Origin of the sequence: Paenibacillus sp. FSL R7-0179 (genome assembly GCF_038002265.1) — a bacterium.
Taxonomy (GTDB): Bacteria; Bacillota; Bacilli; order Paenibacillales; family Paenibacillaceae; genus Paenibacillus_AQ.
In genome coordinates, this window is record NZ_JBBOCC010000001.1 from 1,089,773 (window position 1) to 1,110,056 (window position 20,284).

The 20,284-nt window shown below is 39.3% G+C and carries 19 protein-coding genes; 7 read left to right on the forward strand and 12 right to left on the reverse strand.

All coding sequences use genetic code 11. From position 1 onward, the window contains the following. Nucleotides 1-309: 309 nt before the first annotated feature. The 7 genes from MKX63_RS04725 to MKX63_RS04755 form a co-directional block, all read right to left on the reverse strand. Nucleotides 310-1,893: a hypothetical protein gene (locus MKX63_RS04725; protein ID WP_341015586.1), complete on the reverse strand. Its 1,584-nt coding sequence runs from the start codon at nucleotides 1,891-1,893 to the stop codon at nucleotides 310-312. A 48-nt stretch (nucleotides 1,894-1,941) separates the two neighbouring features. Further along, nucleotides 1,942-2,439, reverse strand: coding sequence for a hypothetical protein (locus MKX63_RS04730; protein WP_341015587.1), 498 nt, complete (start codon nucleotides 2,437-2,439; stop codon nucleotides 1,942-1,944). A gap of 70 nt (nucleotides 2,440-2,509) precedes the next feature. Further along, nucleotides 2,510-3,109 carry a hypothetical protein gene (locus MKX63_RS04735; RefSeq protein WP_341015588.1) on the reverse strand — a complete coding sequence of 200 codons (600 nt, stop codon included), beginning with the start codon at nucleotides 3,107-3,109 and terminating at the stop codon, nucleotides 2,510-2,512. A gap of 205 nt (nucleotides 3,110-3,314) precedes the next feature. Beyond that, nucleotides 3,315-3,812 carry a hypothetical protein gene (locus MKX63_RS04740; RefSeq protein WP_341015590.1) on the reverse strand — a complete coding sequence of 166 codons (498 nt, stop codon included), beginning with the start codon at nucleotides 3,810-3,812 and terminating at the stop codon, nucleotides 3,315-3,317. Between the two features lie 186 nt (nucleotides 3,813-3,998). After that, on the reverse strand, nucleotides 3,999-4,586 hold the full coding sequence (locus tag MKX63_RS04745) for a hypothetical protein (RefSeq protein WP_341015592.1): 588 nt from the start codon (nucleotides 4,584-4,586) through the stop codon (nucleotides 3,999-4,001). A 74-nt stretch (nucleotides 4,587-4,660) separates the two neighbouring features. Beyond that, nucleotides 4,661-5,983, reverse strand: a complete 1,323-nt coding sequence (locus tag MKX63_RS04750) for a hypothetical protein (protein WP_341015594.1) — start codon at nucleotides 5,981-5,983, stop codon at nucleotides 4,661-4,663. A gap of 84 nt (nucleotides 5,984-6,067) precedes the next feature. Further along, entirely contained in the window at nucleotides 6,068-6,577 is a 510-nt protein-coding gene (locus MKX63_RS04755) for a hypothetical protein (protein WP_341015596.1), read from the reverse strand. Between the two features lie 180 nt (nucleotides 6,578-6,757). Here MKX63_RS04755 and MKX63_RS04760 point away from each other — a divergent pair, with 180 nt between their 5' ends. Next, nucleotides 6,758-7,123 (forward strand): helix-turn-helix domain-containing protein, encoded by a 366-nt coding sequence (locus tag MKX63_RS04760; RefSeq protein WP_341015597.1) that lies wholly within the window; start codon nucleotides 6,758-6,760, stop codon nucleotides 7,121-7,123. Between the two features lie 58 nt (nucleotides 7,124-7,181). Here MKX63_RS04760 and MKX63_RS04765 read toward each other — a convergent pair whose 3' ends face one another. The 3 genes from MKX63_RS04765 to MKX63_RS04775 form a co-directional block, all read right to left on the reverse strand. Then, a complete protein-coding gene (locus MKX63_RS04765) occupies nucleotides 7,182-7,433 on the reverse strand; it encodes a hypothetical protein (RefSeq protein ID WP_341015598.1) in 252 nt (83 codons plus the stop codon). Between the two features lie 116 nt (nucleotides 7,434-7,549). Then, on the reverse strand, nucleotides 7,550-8,587 hold the full coding sequence (locus MKX63_RS04770) for a hypothetical protein (protein WP_341015599.1): 1,038 nt from the start codon (nucleotides 8,585-8,587) through the stop codon (nucleotides 7,550-7,552). Between the two features lie 61 nt (nucleotides 8,588-8,648). Beyond that, complete coding sequence (locus tag MKX63_RS04775) at nucleotides 8,649-9,623, reverse strand: hypothetical protein (RefSeq protein ID WP_341015600.1); 975 nt, start codon at nucleotides 9,621-9,623, stop codon at nucleotides 8,649-8,651. A 250-nt stretch (nucleotides 9,624-9,873) separates the two neighbouring features. Between MKX63_RS04775 and MKX63_RS04780 the strand changes: the two genes are divergently transcribed. The 5 genes from MKX63_RS04780 to MKX63_RS04800 all read left to right on the forward strand — a co-directional run bounded on the left by MKX63_RS04780 (nucleotide 9,874) and on the right by MKX63_RS04800 (nucleotide 15,536). Next, entirely contained in the window at nucleotides 9,874-10,635 is a 762-nt protein-coding gene (locus MKX63_RS04780; protein WP_341015601.1) for a DUF5986 family protein, read from the forward strand. A gap of 27 nt (nucleotides 10,636-10,662) precedes the next feature. After that, nucleotides 10,663-11,847 carry a helix-turn-helix domain-containing protein gene (locus MKX63_RS04785; protein ID WP_341015603.1) on the forward strand — a complete coding sequence of 395 codons (1,185 nt, stop codon included), beginning with the start codon at nucleotides 10,663-10,665 and terminating at the stop codon, nucleotides 11,845-11,847. A 243-nt stretch (nucleotides 11,848-12,090) separates the two neighbouring features. Beyond that, a complete protein-coding gene (locus MKX63_RS04790) occupies nucleotides 12,091-13,185 on the forward strand; it encodes a hypothetical protein (RefSeq protein WP_341015604.1) in 1,095 nt (364 codons plus the stop codon). A gap of 767 nt (nucleotides 13,186-13,952) precedes the next feature. After that, the gene (locus tag MKX63_RS04795) at nucleotides 13,953-15,071 is read left to right on the forward strand and encodes a hypothetical protein (protein ID WP_341015606.1); all 1,119 of its coding nucleotides are present in this window, start codon (nucleotides 13,953-13,955) and stop codon (nucleotides 15,069-15,071) included. Nucleotides 15,072-15,074: 3 nt separating this feature from the next. Further along, nucleotides 15,075-15,536: a hypothetical protein gene (locus MKX63_RS04800; protein WP_341015608.1), complete on the forward strand. Its 462-nt coding sequence runs from the start codon at nucleotides 15,075-15,077 to the stop codon at nucleotides 15,534-15,536. Here the strand turns inward: MKX63_RS04800 and MKX63_RS04805 are convergent. After that, nucleotides 15,533-17,401, reverse strand: a complete 1,869-nt coding sequence (locus tag MKX63_RS04805) for a DNA methyltransferase (RefSeq protein ID WP_341015609.1) — start codon at nucleotides 17,399-17,401, stop codon at nucleotides 15,533-15,535. The genes MKX63_RS04800 and MKX63_RS04805 overlap by 4 nt on opposite strands. Further along, nucleotides 17,398-18,771 (reverse strand): DNA (cytosine-5-)-methyltransferase, encoded by a 1,374-nt coding sequence (locus MKX63_RS04810; RefSeq protein WP_341015610.1) that lies wholly within the window; start codon nucleotides 18,769-18,771, stop codon nucleotides 17,398-17,400. Before MKX63_RS04810 ends, MKX63_RS04805 begins: the two co-directional genes overlap by 4 nt. 403 nt (nucleotides 18,772-19,174) lie before the next feature. Here MKX63_RS04810 and MKX63_RS04815 point away from each other — a divergent pair, with 403 nt between their 5' ends. Next, complete coding sequence (locus MKX63_RS04815) at nucleotides 19,175-20,281, forward strand: ParA family protein (protein WP_341015611.1); 1,107 nt, start codon at nucleotides 19,175-19,177, stop codon at nucleotides 20,279-20,281. Nucleotides 20,282-20,284: the final 3 nt, after the last annotated feature.

Below are 20,284 nucleotides of genomic sequence, written 5' to 3' on the forward strand. Positions count from 1 at the left end.
ATTGTAAAATTCGGAAATCACCTTACCGTTTGAACCCTGTTGGAGCAGAACCAGGTAGGGCGTGAATAGAGTCCCTCCTGGCTGTGGATTATTACAAATGATAGTAAGCATGCGTCCGCCTCCGAAAGAATAGTTAGCTCTGTGTTATTCCAGAGATACCTATATATAATATATAATTGAAAACATTTACATATCAGAAGGCGGACGAATCCTCATTGTTATACGAAGCAATACATATCGCCATTCCTGCCATTCTTGCTCTGGATAAGCCGAAAAGGACGATATGGGCGATATATTATGACTAATTATTTATTCCGAACGATTAGCCCGTGGAAAGTTAATATTACGCTTCTTACGGAATAACGTCTTATCTACAGGGGGAATATCAGCAACATTTTCATTGGTAATATAAAGATGGCGGCTTCCTTTCTTGCGACTTTCAAAGGAGATTTTGGCCTGCTCCAAATTAGACCGCATGCTATTCATTTTACGCATCAAAGCATTGGGACTCTCAGGCCAGTTTTTCGCTGCCTTACGAATGCCGAGCTCATTGGCGACTAGATCCAATTCTGCGAATAGGGATGTTGCTGTTCCATGCCAGTCAGTCTTATTCATCATAAACTTTACAATGCAGGCTGATATGGGATCACTGTCGAGTATTTCATCGTTAGCCTGTTTTTGATTTTGTTTATAATATTCTAAGAATTCATTACCATGGTTTCCTAGGGCTTGGGCAATGGCATACCCCCATTTGGCAAAATCGGCCATTCGAGGGTATTCTAGTAATTCGATTGTTGGATAGCTTGCCATGGCCTCTGAAAGAGCCGAAAAACAGGAGCCTAAAATGTTTGGTAGATCGGCTTGAAACTTGGACTTTATAATCGCATCATCTTTTCGTTCCTTAGATGAAATTCGCTTTAGCTCTATTACAATGGAACGGTCTAGGAGATCAGATCGCGTAGCAACATTATTGATGCCGTTTAATACAACGCAGCTTTTTACGTCAAAGAACACTTCATCATCATCACTGTAGAGTTTACGCTTGGTATAAAAGCCTCCAGTTGAAGCCATACAGAGCAAATCTGAGCAATCCGTAGAAATATTGTCCAGATTGTCAAAGGCAGCCAAGTAGTTATTATTTAATGTTAGTGCCAACTTCTCAGTATTGGTTGGCATAGAAAGTAGATTAGCTTCTGTGGGATCGACAATAGCACGTAATAGACGCATGGATGATGATTTTGCAGCCCCTTTTTCACCCATGAAAATCAAGATGGGGTGAGATATTTGGGGTATAAGGCATGTGATGATATATACTGCCAATAGAAGCAGGTCTGACTGTCGCTGCGTTCGGAAATGTCTGGAAAGTATTTTCAGAAGCTGTTTAGCTTCTGAAGGTTTCGGGAGCATCTGCTCAGACATATTTTTATTGCGTATAAAAATGCTCATATCCTTATCCACGACCTTATATTTGCCGGGAAGGACTTTTACTGTTCCTCCAAGAGGTCTGCATAAATCGTAGTAAATGACCCCTATTCTCTCATGCACACGTCGCTTTAGCTCTTTTACCTTTCCCTCGTACATAGCCTTCCCTTCGAAATGTTGAATGGCTTGTTTAAGCGAGTCGGGACTAGGGGGAGTACGGTATGACTTGTAGTAGTCATTTCCTAGAAGCAATCTGAAATCTTTCCCTGCAATTTTCAAATTCTTTTTTGCACCTTTATTAACAGCGGTACAGTAGAGCTCATTATGCTCGTCTTTGAAATAGCTATGTCGTGATCCAAGCTGGATAAGCTTATCAAGGTCACTCGAATTGGGCGATTTCTCCATCTGTGGTTTTGTAAAGGTGCTGTTTGCTAAATCACTTTTGCTTCTAGACTTTTTCTTGTTTTCCATAGAATAACCTCATTTCTGTAAGGTGCATTAGTGCCTAGTAGTCCCATATTAATCCCACTCCAGATCATCCTCGTCAGAGTCTTCATAACTGTCATATGCTGTATTCTCTTCAACGAGATAGCCTGGTTCGGAATCATCTTCGTCGTCATAATCCACACGGGCAATTTCATCTTTGGTAGCAGAGCGAAGCGCAAGGACCGAGTATAAGGAATCAACAGTTGCGTCTTCCCCAACCTGAAGTTGAACCATTACAGGCAATCCGACAAGACTTTCAGGGTCGAAATAGGCACCGGGACTTAATAGAGCCCCTAAATTCAAAAGCGTATTCTTAAACTCGCTACCATGCTCCCAATCTTCGGCTACCGCATGGGCTATCCGTGTTACGGCATCATGCTCTACAGGGAGAATACCAAGAGTAAACTGGAGGCAGTCATTCTTTTTCTTAGCCCTCTCAATAATACCGAGATGTTCTCCATTTTCTATAGAATGTATAGAAGGGAGGGTGGACTGATCAACAGGGAAACGAAATAAATGTTTTGACTTCATAGGGGTACTTCCTCTCAAATAGAATTATTTTTATTATTCAGTTGTCAAAGAACAGCGCTAGCATAGTTTGTTAAGCTACCAGATAAGGCATATCATCAAGTGACGGCGAGTGTATGGGCTTATGTCTCCAGATCGCCATAATCGGCATTCTAAAATCAGCGAGTAACTGACCTTGGTACCAAAAAGATTCCGTGACACCGCTGTGCACAATCGGGACTGATGTGTTCCAGATCACTTTGGCGAAGGCAGCGTTGATCTCTTTAGCTAAAATCATACGAACCGTATCAGTTAGGCTATAATCGCCTTCAGCGTATACATTCTGTGATATGGTGTAGACTGCTTGCACAATGGCAGCGCAGACTTTTAGCGCCATAGATTCGCTGTTTAGCACAACAGATGGAAACTGAACCTTTACGCTGTGGGCAGATGGTGCACCTTGAGATAGCATGGGTGGAACGTCATGGATAATTGCTTGATTTATGCTGCGGATATTGTTAGGCGCTTCTGAAGATCTCTTGCTAAGGGCAAATTTATACCCAACACAAAGGAGCAAAGGGGATTGACGGGTAACAAATCTCATTTGCTCCGGCAAATTACCTTCCAGCGTCGTAAAGGATTGGTACTTTATTTCGAAGTCTGCTGTAGCGGTGATATCAGTTAATAAAGTCATTTTATGTCCCCCTAGAGTTTTGATTTGAATAAAGCCCCTCACGGAAATTCGGAAGAGATCGATCGCCAGAAGACTGGCAAGCAATAGAGATAAATAATGAATAATCCATATCAAACACCTGTTAATAGTCGGCTATATAACTGTGCCTAGCATCGAGTGGCAGTACATACATATATCAAGCCAACATGATCCCTAAATGAGTTTATTAAATAATCTCATAGGAGATTTTTTCTCTAAGACCAAGTAAGTCAAAGAATTGAAAACGTTCATACAACGCTTTGTATGTTTTGGGGTCCGCGTCCACGCCGGATTCAAAATTTTCCCAATAAATTCTATATAGAGTAATACCAGTCTCCGCCTTAATCTTTTCTTCCAGTCGTTTAAGAACTAGCTGCTCCTGTTCAGACGATAACTCACTTACATCCAGAGGAATGGGGAAATTACCTATAAGTATTTGGTCGGGTTCATTCCCGCAGGTAATACCATACTTTGTTAAAAACTGAGCAAGAAGATGGTATGTTGACAATTCAAAGCTCTTGCCATCGAGACCTTCTATTTCAATGAATAAAGAGGTAGTCGGTTGAAAATTGCAGAGTTGTTTTCGAATTTTGAGTTGCTGAATAAGCAAGCGTAACTCCTCAACTGTTCGACGACGTGTAGCTTCTAACTCTTTGATTTTGTTTAATACTTGGGCTTCTTCCATGGCTGATTCCTCCCGAGATTTTGTGTATTTTCTATCGGTGGTGATCCGATGTATTTATAATAAATTATTATGAGCATTCACAATATGGAGGTGTTTGCGCGATTTTATTGAATTTTATATGTAGACAGAAGACTTGATTAATGTTTGCAAAAAAAGAGAGCCCATATCTCTGGCTCTCTGAAAATCCTACTTTTTTTCTATTAAAGCTCTGATACGATTTCTTATTTTTTTTAATTCAAACATTGCATGTTCATGGTACATCTCGCTGTATAGAACTATCCTGTCGTCAGGTGCGTTATTCTGGATGTAGTCAAAGTCTTCAGATAAATAATCCATGACATATGTGCGGTAGTAGTCAGCGATAAGATTCTGCTTTCCATCAGGTGCGTAAAACATTTCAAGAAAGGTGGCATCATCTTCAAGAGAGAACTCTGTCGGATTTTGGTCTCTAGTCTCTATTTCACGCCTAGTCTTAATCAACTCTGAAAAGTAAAAATCAAAATCCCCAAGCTTGGGTTCAGTTTTCTTATCAACAAGATCCATACTTCTGATAAGGCTTACCCAAGTGGTTTTTCCAGTTTGGGGAATACGGTATTGACGACCCGAGCGAAATTCCTCAATGTTTAGTTTCTGTTGTTCGCATACAGCTTTGAAATTCAAGAGTGTTTTTTTATAGGCATATTCCTCGTTCTGATAAGGATATGTCTGTTTTGATAGCTCTCTAAGCGAAATATACGGTTTAATAGATTTGCTTTCATTAGAGTCTTTATTCAATTATGCGGCCCCTTCCTTAAGACAATCTCATTAATAGCTCAATAATTATATCAAAAAGGAGGGTCGTACAAGAATTAATTGGCGGGGGTAACAAACGCTTTATCTACGTACTTATACACTTCAAATAAACCTTGTGATCCGTAAGGGGCGTACAGGTCATGACCATCAAGAGTGAAATATGACTGACCAGTTGAAGCCAGTTCTTGTTTGAGCGGATTGATTTTTGTAGTATCATCCACTTTTGTGAAAGAGAAAACCCATACCTCAGCGTCAATTAATAAGTCACCGGTAGCAACGACAAGCTCATTAGTTCCATCATTGTCAAAGTCATAGACGCTTGCTTGCAGCCTGTAACCTTCTTGCAGGTCTCCGAAGTCATCAAAAGCGCCAGATTGATTCGTCGAAGACAGATCGAGTGGCCAGCCAAAAGAGTCGGCAGTGTATACGACCAATGCCTTAACGCCGTTAGGATGATCTTGCCCTAAGATCAATTCAGCATCAGTAGTTCCAAACCTGATTGGTATAGTTACATCAGGATTTCCGGGAATCCACTCTATGTCCACGAGGGAATTTCCTGTTGTTGAGCGTATGAGGGATTCCGTTTCAGGCGCATCCCCTTCTACAGGCTCGTCGAAATCAGCAGGGTTTTCATTTAACATTTCGTTTTGCGGCGGTTCGGTAGGAGTGATTTCAGATACAGATGAAGGACTCGGTGTGATAGCCAGTTTATCGGAACTGCCGGAACTGGAAGAAGGGATTACGCCAGCAAGCTCTTTAAGCTCCTGTAGAGCATCTTTCGTGTACCATTCATATCTATTGATGACGGCTTTGGGCTGAACGCAAGCCATTGAGATAATTTTAATGCCATCTTCCTTGACCTTATCTACATAGAAGGTGAAAAAGAGCAGAGTTTTCGGATCGTCGAGAAAATAGATACCTTTCTCGACGCGATCCGGCTTGATGGAGACGGTAATCACTTCCATTTCCTCATTGTAGGTAATCACGAGGTCGTCCATGGTGTATCCTTCCAGGTAGTTAATCATTGGTCGGAAATAGTCCAGAAGGTTCTCCTCAACCTTAGAACCTTCGGTGTATGCCTTGTTAAAACTGTTGGGATTGAGGTAGCTGGAAGAAAGCTGCTTCGTAAGTCCGGCTTGCTCAGCGTAAAACCAGAACTGATCTGAATTGACAGCTCGCTGGCTCAAGTCTATGTCGTGATCCTGATTATAAGTCATGATGTCAGCAATGAAATTTCGGACAACCTTCACTTGCTTGCTGTCGCTGGGAGACTTGTCCGAGCAGGCAGTCAACAGGAGAACTGCCGTCAGCAGGATAAGGCTAAGCAGGCTGTACTTTGAAAAGTAAGTTCGTAGTCTATCTAATTTTGTATTGGTCAATATAATCTACTCCTTGCGTATAAAGGTGTGATGGCGAGAGATGAAACTAAAGTTAGGTAGGCTATGTTCATTGCCTCCGGTATACTAGCCCTCCTCCATCTCAAGCCCGAGAAAGTGAAGTCCCACGGCAAGTGCTGCATCGGGTTCAATTATACGAAGCTGATAATTGAACTCCATTTCTAGCGGCGTAAGCTGGTTTTTCAAGAAATGAAGATCAATCGCAGCGATACTTATGTATCCAAAGGCTTGGATCTCAGTAACAGTTAAGTCATCGAGTTCAGTATCATCGGCGATTTTTTCTAGAATTTTTTCGGAGACAGGTCCTTTCATGCTGCTTTTAGCCTTGCCCCATCTCAGTAATTCCCCAACGCCTGGTGTTTTCTTACTGATCCATTCTGCATGGTTGTAAGCTTCATCGGCTTGCTCAGGGTTAGTGTCAGCAATTCGAAGGGCAGTGTGTGCCGCGAGATGCTCACCTTGGTAATTCTCCATTCTCAGTTCCTTGCAGACAACTAGGATATAGCCGACAATTTCATATACGGATAGCCTACTATCTGTCAACGGGTATTGCTGAATAAGTTTTAAACGTGACATGTTCACTTTCCTTTCCGGAATTCATGATTAATAGACTTACTAAAAGTGGAATACAAATACATATAGATGAGATAATTCAATTATACAAACTTATAAGTCAGTTTTATAGTAAATTATTTAGTTTTGTGCTCTGTTTGACTGTGGGTCTATTCCTTACGCTGTATGTAGAGGTGGTAGGGAATGACGGATTTTTTGGCGCTTGTAGGAGCGCGTATTAGGCAAATACGCTCGCAAAAGGGACTGTCACAGGCCCGGCTCGCTGAGCTTTCGGAGCTTCATGATACATACATTGGTAGTGTAGAACGGGGGAAGCGGAATATATCGCTAAAATCCCTGGAGAGGATCATGTCAGCCCTGGAGGCCGACCCCTCGGAAGCGCTAAAATTTGGTCAATTAGAGGATGTGGATGGTGTTTTGGACAAGGAGTTCGCCTTGGATATTCATCTTTCCCTGCTAAGGGAGCGTAGTCCAGAGGAAGTAAAGCTGGTCCAGCGGATGGTGCGTGATATGTTCCATACCCTGGATCAGGAGAGCAAGAAGAAATAACAGATCACAGGAGGGCGAAGGGATGCTGAAAAGCTCCGATTCGCCCCTTTATTTGGTCTTATGAGCGCTTTCTTGGAGAGGAACGGAAAATATGCTCCAATCGGAATTTCAGTAATTTTCGGTCGATTTGAGCAAACTGTCGGTGAGCCTCCAGCGCTACAGAGAGTGCTGTAACTTTTCTAACCTGACCAGCCTCTGCTTCAATAAAACTGATAATGCTCGTCAAGAGATGCTGGGCTGACTCTACCTGTTGAAGTAGGGTATCTTCCTTTTCGAATAGCTTACCCTTGCGGTTGTAATTCATGTTCATTAACTTCTCTCCTTGTATAGTTTAGAATCAGTGTTAACCTCAATGGATTCCCCGAAAAATACCGCCCATATCGTCCTTTACGTCTATGGCGGAAAGGACGAGCTACTTTCATAACCTTAGCCTTTTACATACTTAGAATGGACAGTGATTTTGGCGTTTCCATGTTTTTTGTAAAAGCGCATGTCACGCGTAGAATGATTGGCCTGCTCGGTAAAACTCTTCGAAAGAGCCTCATCTTCAAATACGAAGAAGTCTCGTCCCTTTTGTCCCCCAAACATAGCGATCATGGCGTAATGATAGCTTGCAGGGTTGCAAACTCCACCGCTACCTAGCGGGAGAAGCTCGACAACACTCTCAACTTTTAGTTCGGTTGCCTTTTCAGGATAAAGCTCCAAAGCAAGTAGGAGGCAAGCGAAGAGGATGTCAGCATTGGAGCGACCAAGTATTGCACTCGGCAGGAAACGTTCGGTGGTCAGATCATTCCAGTCCACAAAGGAAACGATTGGTTCGACGCTGGGACCGAACTTCTCAGAAAGCTTGGTCAGCGCTTCCCGATTACCATAGGCCATGAGGAATTGGTCGAGCTTGACAGCGGATTGTTCGCCGTGCTGCGCCTGCATTTTGGGCAAGAGGCTACGAAAAAACTCGGTGTAAATCGTCAAGGAAGTGAGGTCGGAAGCAGAAGCTTCGGGTGGCACTTCGTGTCCGACTTCGGCAAGAAGATCACGCATAGCCGACAATCGGTGCCTATCTGCCATTTCCAGGTCAGTAGGATATAAAAGGTGCAATAGGAAGGCGGCAGCGTCAAAGCCGAGCGTGTCATTACTGAACTTGTCCGTCCAGAAGGCTAAAATTTCAGCGTGATCAGTTATTGCTTGTCCAGTAAACTCAGGCCATGACTTGATGGCGGTAATTGCGATTTTCTTTTGTAGAAAAGGAGCGTTGCTACGCTGCCAGAAGCCACACCGCCAGTTCAGGGCAGAACGGATCATGTCGGGGCGGACATGCGGAGCATCAGCAAATTGCTTCCGCCATTCGTTAAGCGGTTCGGAAGGGTATTTGGCGTAAGGGAAGCGGGACATATGCACATCATAGCGCTGGGTGATGAGGCCATAGAGCGCTTTTTTCTTGCTTTCACTGAGAGAAAGATTCACTGGACAGGACCCCTATTCATTTAGTATTCGGAAATGGCGAAAATGGCGGTATTTTGGGGAGCTAGAAGAGACCTTCGAAATCTTCAGGAGAGAGTTCGATCGTATCAGAAGATGGAGGAGTGGCTGGCGTTACTGTGAGATCGGGGATCGGCTCGTCTTGATCGTGGCCATTGAGGAGAGTGCGTTGCGCTGAAGTGAGGAAAGGATCTTTCAGACGTATATAGAAAGGCTTGGCCAACTCGCATACCCAGCGATAGGCATCAGGAACATTGCCACCTTGGAAATCCGGCGTGTCAACAAAAGCGTCCTCTTCATACATAAGTTCTGCATGATCTGTTGCCTCGTTGACCCGAAATAAAAATGTGTTCCCATCTACATAATCGTTGGTTCCGGTATCCGGGTCTGTGGTACGTAGAACGGCGCGGACAATATGCGGCTGATTACTTTGAGAAAATGGATCACTATTGAATGTAAATGGTTGGGCGTAATCGGGGATTATATTGGCGGGTGTTTTCTCGTTGATTGAAAGAGTTGCGGCTAAAGCAACCCAGACGTTGCTTCCGGATTGGCTTTCAGGATTGAGATCATTTCGTTCAAACAAATTCCTGAGCTTGTTTGCTATTAGCTCATCTGCCCACCAACCTATTCCAGCTTCTTGCCGTAGCCACCTTTCGATTACGTCATCGTGCCAACCGGCTAGCGTGAAGAAGGTCATAAGGTAGTCGTCCGTATACATCACCACAATCTTGTACAACGTGAGCCCATTGAGATTAATGGCTTCAACATACTCTGGACTGCTACCGAGTAGTCCAGCATCCTCCGGGTTTAGTCCGACAATGCTCAGATCGTATAGATTGTCACCTGGCTCCAGGATAACAATATAGCCGTGCTTTTGAAGGGAGAAGAGGGTGTCTTCAGTGTCGCCGTGTATTTCCTTCAATTGGCTGAAATAGTGTTCGATGTGGGATAAGAGAGGTGGGTTAAGGGTAGAGGAAGACAGAGAAGTGAGGTCTTGCTGGGTTTGAATTGTGCGCATAATTAAGCCTCCATAAATAGAATAGGCTACACAAGGTAGTCTTCAATTTGATAATATATATTTCTATTTTCTTTAGACACAAATTTAAACTTGTAATATAGGTATGTAACTATTGAAGAGTAAAGGATACTATGAATGAGATCAAAAGAGAATAATTATGACTTTATGAATCTTTTGGTTTACTTTTTAAGGCAATATGTAGTAAAGTTAAACTAACTTAAAATATATATGCGCTGGAGGTGGAGTAATAATGCTAAATAAATTGGGTTTAAATGGGCATATGGCTGAATTGTTAGTGAAATCTTTTACCGAAGGAACAGATATTGTTATAGACGAGATAAAGCAAGAGTACGGTATGGGTACGGGGAACTTTAAAAATGGGGGATCATGGGATATACGTTTTGACCGCATTAAACAAGCGGCCCTGCTTAACGATTTGGTTGTCCTCACCAGAAAAAGGGGCATCTGGACCTTTATTTGTGCGTTGGATATTGATACAGGTAGCTTATATATTTTTTCAAAGGAAAAGAATTTAGACGTAGTAATAAGGAATTTCGGGAAAAACAAAATACATTATTTTCATGCGTTTGTCTCACTGAATAGCGGACCTTTAGAGTTCGAGGATCAACAATTGACCTTATTTGAAACTACGCTGACAGAGGAATATGAGAATAAACGACTTATGGAAGTACAAAAGATACTCGGTGAAGAATATCCTTTGGTTAACCAGGTAATATTTGTAGTAGCTCAAGAAGTAGATAAAAAGATAGTGGGTGTAGAAGCCAGGTTATTCAATAGGTATTTTGAGCTGGTTGATAAAGTTGATTGGTCAATGTATGTTTCTAGAGACGAATATAGCGATCTGATTGTTTTACATGAAGAAGCTGTGGATGATATGGATGTTATTCCGAAAGTTAAACAATCGGTTAAGAAAAGAAAAGATCATTTCGATCAAGAAATTGCAACGAAGAGACCGGATGAAATAGATATCAAAGAGGAAGATAAAAGCTAATATTCCTCGATACAAGGAGGAATTTCGATGATTCAAAGACAATTTAACGGTTCCCGTTTAAGGGAGGGAAGGATTTACCGTGGTCTAACCATAACTGATTTAGCTGATGAACTAGGTGTTAGTAAGCAGATGATATCCAAGTATGAGAATGACAAGGCAATTCCTACCTTAGATTCGTTAATGCTTATAACAAACATTTTGAAATTTCCTAAAGAGTATTTTTATGAGACTTCTGTCGAGGTAAAAACAGGCAGCACATACTTTCGATCATTGTTGACCACTGGAAAAAAAGAGAGAGAAATGCAATATGATCGAGTCAAGTACTTAACTATTATTCGCGCCTTATTAGAAGAATACGTGGATTTTCCCGAACTAGATGTGCCTGATTTCTCCGATCAAGATATTGAAAGTGTAGAAGAAGTTGCCGAGAAAGTTAGGGAAGCTTGGTCTCTTGGTGATAAACCAGTTAAAGATATTATTTACCTATTGGAGACTAAAGGTTTTGTTATCTCTTCATTGATGTTAGGGAAAAGGACGATTGATGCATTTGGATCCCAACATACCATAGAAGGAAAACAATATTATTCAATTGTCTTAGGGAATGACAAAAAATCTTTTTACAGACGTCAATTCGATGTGGCTCATGAACTAGGCCATAAAGTTCTTCATGATCCATATTTAAACATTGATGATTTGAGCAAGGAAGAGTTTAAGCAAATAGAACAGGAAGCTAATGATTTTGCAGCAGCGTTTCTTCTACCGAGAGAAAGCTTCCTTAGAGACGTGTCCATTCATCCTAATGATCTTATGTACTATAAACTACTTAAGAAAAAGTGGTGTGTCTCCATAGGAGCAATGGTGATGCGGGCTTACAAGCTGGGGGCAATAAATGAAGGAACTTATCAGTACATGCAGCGATCCATAAGTCATAAAGGGTGGAGAACAAAAGAGCCGTTGGATGATGTTAAGGACCTGAGAGATCCAGTGTCTATGAAGCAAGCTATAGAGCTATTAATCGAAAATGATTATATATCCGGGGATACATTCATGCAAAAACTTTCGAAACACTATGGTCTGAGCTTGCTGCGGGAAGAAGTGGAAGAGTTGCTGGGATTGGAAGAAGGATATCTGAAGACTGAAGTTTCTTACACCGCTAATATTGTGAGTATAAAAGATAAACTGGAGTCAAGAGCAAGGGATGTAACGAGTTAATTTCTATGAGAATGCAATCGAGATAAGATTTGTTATACTTCAGTTTAATAACAACGAAGGCACCATTAAATGAAATGGCACCTTCGTTTTTTGTTATACTTATTTAATACTCAGGCTCAGGCCAAGCTTTATTTGCAGTAAACTCGTCTTTAAGAATTATGTATAGTAGATTTAAATCTTCATAGTGGATAGTTACAGTATGTTACAATATATGGGGTAAATAAAAAATTAATGGGAGCTACTATGAGTACAATTAAGCAGAAAGAATACGATCTCTTAATGAAAAAGATAGCGCAGAATTATAATGATGTGTCTTTGGTGGAATATAAGTTATTGGTGGAATTTATATGCAGTAGATATACTGGTCATGACCCTATTCTCAGCACACTCAGTAACCGACAGTTGAGACTAAACTACGACTATTTTGGTAGGTCATATTATGATTCTGTGCAGTACAGACAACGGTGGGGACCCAGTTCTAAACACTATATCTTGAGTTGTTTGTATAAGTCCAGCTATGGACTAACTTCTGAAAGTAGAAAGAAAATCTTTGCAGAAGAAAAAATGATAATCTCACAAGATAACGTAAGCTTTGGGAATAGAACTGGATTTGCTCAATTTAAGTTTTTTGTGAAGTCGAATATTCCCTATCTATTGTTGGTCCATGAATACGGTTATAACAGCATAACGAGTAAAATTGAAGAACTGGCTTCAAAAATAGAAATGGAATATCTCTCTGATGTCGGGTTTGGGATTATAGAAGATAAGGTTCAAATTTATTATAAGGAATCTGGTGATTTTTACGATCAAGTTATTCTTGAAGAGGGATTGAAACAGCCCAAGTGGAGAACACTGGACCCAAAGGAGCGGCAATGGTTCGATCAATCTTGGGATTCGCTCGGAATCGAGCGGGAGGAAGATGAGCAAAGCACGATCTTTTTTGAAAAAGGAAGGCAGTTTGATGCGTTCAATACAATCAAGAATATATTTACAAATGTCAAAAAAGAGTTGTTTATCGTAGATAATTATATCGACTCCGATTTGTTTTTGATGCTGGAGAACGTACATAAAGATATACCAATAAAAATTTTAACATCTAAAATGCAAGGCGACGCTCCTGTTGCAGCGGAGAAGTTTAAAGCGCAGAGAGGTGATTTTGAGTGGCGAAAGGCCAAGGACTTTCATGATCGGTATATTTTTGCTGACAACGATTGCTACTTGCTTGGTGCATCTATCAACAATTTTGCAGACAAGGCCACAACGTTAGTCGCCATTAAAGAAAAGCAAGTTGTAAAACTGATCAAAGCTTATGCTATGGAGCATTTTGCAAAAATTTGAAGAAGGAATGTTCCTTAAGGATAAAAACTTAAGAAAAATGACATGTAACTTCAAATGGACTCCTTATTGGTAAATCCTAATATTATAAAGAGAATTTTAAACATAAAGAAATTCTCTTCTACATCCTACTGAAGTAAGTCGTCAAAACTATATTTCTGTCAAGATTAATTCATCTCAGTTACTCAATACGTTGTTGAAATCCTTCCTACATGGAGACCTCATGCCCTTATGTTCACCGTACCCAACGTTCTAATAAAGTCATTAAATACAAAGCCAGACTCAAATACTTCAAGATGATCATTTTGAGTAAGGCAATATGGATGAGTCGAAAAATGAAAGAAATCACAATAAATGTAACGAATTATATTAGAAAATATAACCCAAAAGAATGCGATATGAGCAAAAGTTTTAATTCGTTTGATTAGATATAGAAAATAATGCCACTAAGCTGGTACAATAGACTCATTCATTATTATTACAATGAGAGCTTAGGGGAATTGTAACAGGGGGAGTACAACGAAGTAATAAAAAAATTCACTGAGCTACAAAATGATTACCCTATCCGACTATAAGAAATTGGTTGAACTTTTGTAAAATCGTTGATATGGATATGAACATATGGCTGAGCGTTCTTCCTAAAGATCAGACAACTATAGGGTCCGAACTCCAAGCATTTTAATCTAAGTATGTTATTTGCAGAAGACCAACCAAGACTTAAACGTTGGAGAGTAAAAACAATATCTACAAAGACAATAGGGGGGCATTCAATGCCATTAGCAGAATTGTGGTATCATGATGAAAATGAGGTAGATGAGAGGCACTCTTGGCTTAAGAACTCTCCTTATTTAATAGCAAATACAATGAGGAAAAGTTATGATAATTGTTCGTATTCCAAAGTATTGGCCTTGGTTGAATATGCAAGGCCAGATTTTGTGTTGACAGTTGATGGAGAACCCTTATTAAGTGTTGAAGCGACACAAATGAATCCTTCTGGGCATAATATGCCACAAAGATTTTCTTGTTTGCTTCGTGCCGCAGAAATGGGAATTCCTTCTCTTTTTTATTATCCAGAATATTCAAGAAGAAGCACGTCAGATCCTAATCCAAGGTATCTGAATGTTCGAACGCCTCTTGCACAGTTACGCGCGACTGAAATATTTGAAGTGCCATCTTTGTCAATGTTTTGGCCTACAGATACTACATCGTTGATGCCTACTAATGATTTGACAAGGCATTCAGAATTGGCGGATTTCGTGGAATATACTTTAAAACTTTATTTGAAGTCAGGAAAAAAACTTTTGGTAGGAGATGCTGTGGTTTCTAAAATTCAGAATGAAATGATGAAATCATGTACACCGGTTACTTCTTATTCTCAGAATAGTTCATTTAGAAAGATTTTCCCCCATGGGGATAGTTTCACTAAAGGAATCGTTAAAACAACAGCTATAGATCCTCCAACGTCATGTATCGTGGAAGACACTGCGAGTTTATTAGAAGCCATATATTCATCTTTTGGAAAACGCTTCTCTGCATCCAAAGAGAAGAAGAAGGTGAAAATGGTATTGGCAAGGGAAAACACCTTTGTTTATCAGGGGACAGCTAATAAACAAAAAACTGGACCAGAACATCCCTTCCCAGGATATCTGACATTGCTAGATATACTATATATGAGATATGATCATGGACAGACATCTAAGGACAGGATAATGAACTTGGCCTTTAAATTACCTATTGAGGTTGATGCTTACATACGTAATGCGGTTAATCGACCTACAGGGCTTAATATATTGATGGAGTTTTCTGACTTTATTATTCTTGAAGATGCAGTGGTATTAGGTGGGTGGATGCGAAATGTCGCGTCTGGTGCAATTTTGGTTAGGAGATGACTGATGACTGAGTTTACAGTGTGGCGAGCAATTGTTGACTGGGTGGAAGACGGAGACGGAACTGTCTTTGCAGCTTGTCCACCCGGCAGCAGTGTATATGATTACAAAAAATGTTGTCTCATTGATCCGGTCTCAAAAAAAAGAGATGAACCTGATATTATGTTTGCTCTTGGAAAAGATCTTTTTTTTGTTGAATGTAAGCTAACATTGTCTGGAATTTTATATAAAGGCAACAAATTGAATGGAGAAAACGATATAGATAAATTGCTTAGGCTTAAAAAAACATATATGGAATTTAATTATGATCAGCAGTTAGCCAATAATTATGGTGTTGATACTTCTTTATATAATCTAAAATTAGGAATTGGCTATGCAGAAGGTAAAAAGGTGGGCGAATTTCAGAATATTGATATTGTTCATTTTATTGTCGATAATAACGGTAATGTAAAAATGAAGGGCTTTTAAAAGCCCTTCATTTTTTTGCACCAAACCCCGTCCTTATACTCAAAGTATTCATTTATTTTTGACTCGAAATTTTTAAAATTTAAATCAAAAATATAGCTATCATCATTACTGTTTACATCTAGGGCGTTATACAGTTCTGGTAAAAACTCAAGATAAATATTTGTATAAAGACTGACGTTACTTATTTCGGAACAATTATTGGTCAATATATTTAAACTTTGGTCTACATTGTCACGCCAATTAGTGTGATTAGTATTTACAACGGGAATGTTTTCTGTATCTTTATAGAAGCTGTATATAAAATCGCCAAATATTGCGCCTCCTCTTCTAGAATCTATAGTTTTTTTATATGCTGCTACTCCATCTTGAAAGATTATACCCTTTGCAGGCAATAGAAAACCTGCTCTTTTTACTGATCGTAAGAAGGCGATCCATGCTTCGGGTTCCTTGTTGTTAAAAGTGACAACACAATAATGTTTGTCTTTTAAAAGGCGATAACATTCAGTAAAAACATTAGTCAGAATAGCTTCATACTCACTAAAATCTTTCCAACCTGGATAACCTTTTTTTCTGGCAGGTACTGCTTCAGGAACTCTATCAGGAATAGGTTTTATATCACTAATGAACTTACTTAACCAAGTAGTCCAAAAGGCAGAAAGTTCACCGTAATGTAAGTATGAGCCATAAGGGGGATCTGTAACTATCAAATCTACGCAGTTGTCAGGGAGCTCACTGACGGTTTCTGATGAAGCATTTCTAACAGAAAAAGTTTTTTGTCTTAAAAATACATCATAAGGATTTCCCTGTGTTGGCGAAACTGAAAATTTTTTACTAGCAGTTTGAACAGCATTTACGTAACTTTGCCATCTTTCATAAAAAGTGACTATTGGATTTACTTCAATAAATGTATATGGTGTCCAAAAGTTTGACTTTGCCCACTCCATCGGCCTTTCTCCACGCCAAGCTTGGTTTAAAGTCGAAAACCGAGAGCAGTAACGTAGACTAGCAGAGAGGACAAAAAGCATTTGTCTTTTTTGAACATCCTCAAGTTCTGAATTGATGATGTAGTTGCCTATATAAGTTATAACACCACGTGACGCTTTAGGAATAAATTGTTCGAAATATAGAAAGCCTTTTTTATGCAATGCGCTTTCACGCTGTAAATTGCAGTCAGGTATTGCTGTTTTAGGTTTTAAGGCATCTTCTAGGCCAATTGTGCAAAGTTCTTCACAAAGGGTCTCATAATACTTGGTTAAAGATTCAGAATCTGTGGATACTCTATGTTGTTCTGAAGCTTTTCCTTTTCTTAATGAACCTTTGGTCATACAACAAATTTCCATGGGTGATATACTATCTGCATGAACGCGGCTAGGACGAAAATTTGTGCCGCAGTTTTGACAAGAATAAACGCCGCCGCCAGCAGTATTAAATGGACTTAAGAAAACTTTTGAGGTGCAGTTAGGGCATAATGTGTGTGAAGACCATTCTAACCAATACATCTCTTTACCTTTAAATGAATACATTCCGGAAAATGTATCAGATAAGTTTTGCATTAGTTTGTCCATAAAATCTGTTAGTGTATTCAAGTCCGCGCTTGGCATTAATGCTTCTTGTTCAATTATGAAGGCCGCCAAATCGCTTGTATCAGATGCAACTGCTCTATGATCACATACTAAAGCTTCGTAAAGCATAGTTCCGCCGCCACCAAAGGGATCAAAAATAAGTGAATTGTCTTCGATAGCATAGTGTTGAATAATGTTGTTAATAACGTTATGTGGACGACGCGCGAAATATCTGTGCACTGTGTACTCGGGCTCGTGTTGAATAGCCTTAATACTATCCTTTATTGGTTCAACTTGTCTCATTTTTTCTCCATTATAATTATATAGTTGTGATCAATATGATTGCCTTTGCGTTTTACATGCATACCGGCTTTATGATTTGTAACCCATATAAACAATTCTTTCATTATAAAACCGTGAGATTCACCGCGAGTTATTATGTCAGTAAATGGGTGCGACAATTTACCGTTGTCTCTACTGTCACCAATAATTGAGACGAATATGCCACCAGGTTTTAACACTCGATAGGCTTCACCTACCCAATTGTCAGTAAATGAATTAAATCTTGATAAAGTACCGGAAGAGATATCATTTTTTTTGCAATCAGCAGTAGTGACAACTTGTTGAGGAATGTCTTTAAATGAAATAAGTTCATGGACTGAAATAGGCATACGATTAATAGAGTAATAATTAATTGTCGTACCATAAGGAGGATGAGAAAAAACGATTCCCATCGACTCATTTTCAAAATCTAAAGAGCACGCATTTCCATACATTATCTCAGGACTTTTGTAGTCTGGAACATCTTCCAATTCACTTATTGCATTTATGTACTCAAGGACCTCTTCCCACAGAGCATTTTCTAGTTTGTGGCGTGAAAAGTTACCATTGTCCTTAAATACATAATGATTTGTGCACCTTTTGTCTATATTGGAGAAATTAACAATAATAGACGAAAGCGACACGGCGAATAGTCTTTGTAAAACGCTGTCTTCAAGCAACGAGATCCCGGAAATAATTTCTTGCACAGCCAGCCGAGCTTCATCCGATAACCATCTATTCTCTCCGATGATGAGATTATCCTTAGTAGAGGCGGAATCAGTTAGTTGGATGATCTTGTTTAACGATATAGAATTAAAGGCCGCTTCTAGCTTCGCGATGGAAGGTTTTGTTGTGAGTTGCGTTTTTAAGCTACTCAATGCAATTGCCATTGGATTTATATCAGTTGCATAACAAGTTACTCCGCTTAATGCAGCTTCTAGAGCTACGGTCCCACTTCCGCTAAAATTTGCCAACAAGGGGCCGCTATTGCAGTAATCTGTTTGTATAAAATTGAGTAGATCTCTGACTAAGAAGGATGGCAGGGAGCCGTACCAACGCCCTATATTATGAGTATATGGAAGGTAGTCGCGACTATTATTGTAGTCAATTACACTGCTTACATACCCTGCATTAGTACGTACAAATCCATTTTTGTATTTAGCGTTTACTCCAAGTCCAGAAAGATCATCGGAATTGAGAAGATCTTTGAGTACGTTTATCATACGACCATGCGGTGTTCGTTTTCCTCCTTCCCACGCATTTACTGAAGTATAACTTACACCTAAAGTATGAGCGAGATCTTCTTGAGAGATGTTAAATTTTTTTCTAATTTGAGAAATTATATTATGCATATCCATACCTCCTAATATACTATAGCGCAGTCTTTTTTTCAAATTAAAAATTTTATTATAGAAAGCTTAAGCTTTGATGCAAAAAAGCGCACGTATAAGGGAGTCCCTAATACGTGCGCTTCACGTCTCTTATTTCATATTACTCATGGAGATTAATGTTGTCAAGAAAAAGAGAACATCAGTTCCTTTCGTTTTTCTGGTAGATGATGTCATACACATAAAGTGATGACATCATGTTTCGCCTATAGAGTGATACGGTGAACCTTATCATAAGTGACGGATAAATAACTTTAGAATGCAATAAATATAATTTTTATTAAGAAAATAGTAAGTTTGATATATAAATAGGATTTAAAACATAATAAAATGGGATAATTACCCTAACATTATTTTGGAGGAAAATATGAAAATAATATCTCTTTTTAATAATAAAGGTGGAGTAGGTAAAACAACGTTAGCATACCACTTAAGTCATTGTTTATCTGAGATGGGTCGAAAAGTTCTAATGATTGACTTAGATCCACAATGCAACTTGACAATTTGCGGATTAGAAGATGAGGCGATTCAAAAAATATGGGCTGAGGAAGATCCATTCATAGACGATTTTCAAGCCAGCAAAGATAGAGTAGGAGTTGTAACCTTTGAAGATATTAATAGTCGATCAAGAACAATTCATTATCTCCTAAAATCAACTGAAGAGGGCGCTGGTGATCTAGAAACTTTGCCCCCGCCAGTTGTAATAACAGAAAGTCTTCATCTTATACCAGGAAGACTTAGTATGCATATGTTTGAGGATAAAATAGCAGAAAGATGGAATGGAATATATAGAGGTGACCCGTTAGCAATTAGAACCGTGACTAAAATAAGAAGTTTAGCTGAAGAATATAGTAAGCAGAATAATTATGATTTTATTATTATGGATACTTCCCCAAGTTTAGGTATTTTAAATAAAGTTATTATTTCAACAGTTGATGGCTTTTTAATCCCGTGTTTACCTGATATGTTTTCATTATACGGGATTAGAAACATTGGTGATTATTTAACAAGGTGGAAGCGAGAATTTGATACCATTTACTCTTTAATATCAAACGAGAAAAGAGCAAATTTTCCTTCAAACTTTGTTCGATTTCTTGGATTTACCATCTATAATGCAAAGAAATATACAAATGGTAATGGGTCCAATTGGGATTTAGCTCAAGCGCATTATGATTATGCTATAAAAATACCTGTGACTATTGAAGAGCATATACAGAAAGATGTTAGAGAACATCTCACGGGAGAAATGTTGAAAAATCCTATTGGCAAAACTTCAATAATGCATTCACACAACACTTTTCCAAATGTTACTCAAAAATATAAGCAACCTATGTGGAATATTCCTAACTTAATGACTTTAGAGCCAGATGACATATCTACTATACGAGGTAACCGCAACCAATACGAAGCAACAAAAGACAAATATATATCATTTACTATAGACTTCCTTGAGAGAATTAATACTTTAGATTAATGA

Coding starts and splice junctions, on each gene's coding strand:
- MKX63_RS04725 (WP_341015586.1), bottom strand. CDS start 1,893: ATGGAAAACAAGAAAAAGTCTAGAAGCAAAAGTGATTTAGCAAACAGC.
- MKX63_RS04815 (WP_341015611.1), top strand. CDS start 19,175: ATGAAAATAATATCTCTTTTTAATAATAAAGGTGGAGTAGGTAAAACA.
- MKX63_RS04810 (WP_341015610.1), bottom strand. CDS start 18,771: ATGCATAATATAATTTCTCAAATTAGAAAAAAATTTAACATCTCTCAA.
- MKX63_RS04740 (WP_341015590.1), bottom strand. CDS start 3,812: ATGGAAGAAGCCCAAGTATTAAACAAAATCAAAGAGTTAGAAGCTACA.
- MKX63_RS04765 (WP_341015598.1), bottom strand. CDS start 7,433: ATGAACATGAATTACAACCGCAAGGGTAAGCTATTCGAAAAGGAAGAT.
- MKX63_RS04785 (WP_341015603.1), top strand. CDS start 10,663: ATGATTCAAAGACAATTTAACGGTTCCCGTTTAAGGGAGGGAAGGATT.
- MKX63_RS04755 (WP_341015596.1), bottom strand. CDS start 6,577: ATGTCACGTTTAAAACTTATTCAGCAATACCCGTTGACAGATAGTAGG.
- MKX63_RS04775 (WP_341015600.1), bottom strand. CDS start 9,623: ATGCGCACAATTCAAACCCAGCAAGACCTCACTTCTCTGTCTTCCTCT.
- MKX63_RS04760 (WP_341015597.1), top strand. CDS start 6,758: ATGACGGATTTTTTGGCGCTTGTAGGAGCGCGTATTAGGCAAATACGC.
- MKX63_RS04735 (WP_341015588.1), bottom strand. CDS start 3,109: ATGACTTTATTAACTGATATCACCGCTACAGCAGACTTCGAAATAAAG.
- MKX63_RS04730 (WP_341015587.1), bottom strand. CDS start 2,439: ATGAAGTCAAAACATTTATTTCGTTTCCCTGTTGATCAGTCCACCCTC.
- MKX63_RS04805 (WP_341015609.1), bottom strand. CDS start 17,401: ATGAGACAAGTTGAACCAATAAAGGATAGTATTAAGGCTATTCAACAC.
- MKX63_RS04795 (WP_341015606.1), top strand. CDS start 13,953: ATGCCATTAGCAGAATTGTGGTATCATGATGAAAATGAGGTAGATGAG.
- MKX63_RS04780 (WP_341015601.1), top strand. CDS start 9,874: ATGCTAAATAAATTGGGTTTAAATGGGCATATGGCTGAATTGTTAGTG.
- MKX63_RS04790 (WP_341015604.1), top strand. CDS start 12,091: ATGAGTACAATTAAGCAGAAAGAATACGATCTCTTAATGAAAAAGATA.
- MKX63_RS04800 (WP_341015608.1), top strand. CDS start 15,075: ATGACTGAGTTTACAGTGTGGCGAGCAATTGTTGACTGGGTGGAAGAC.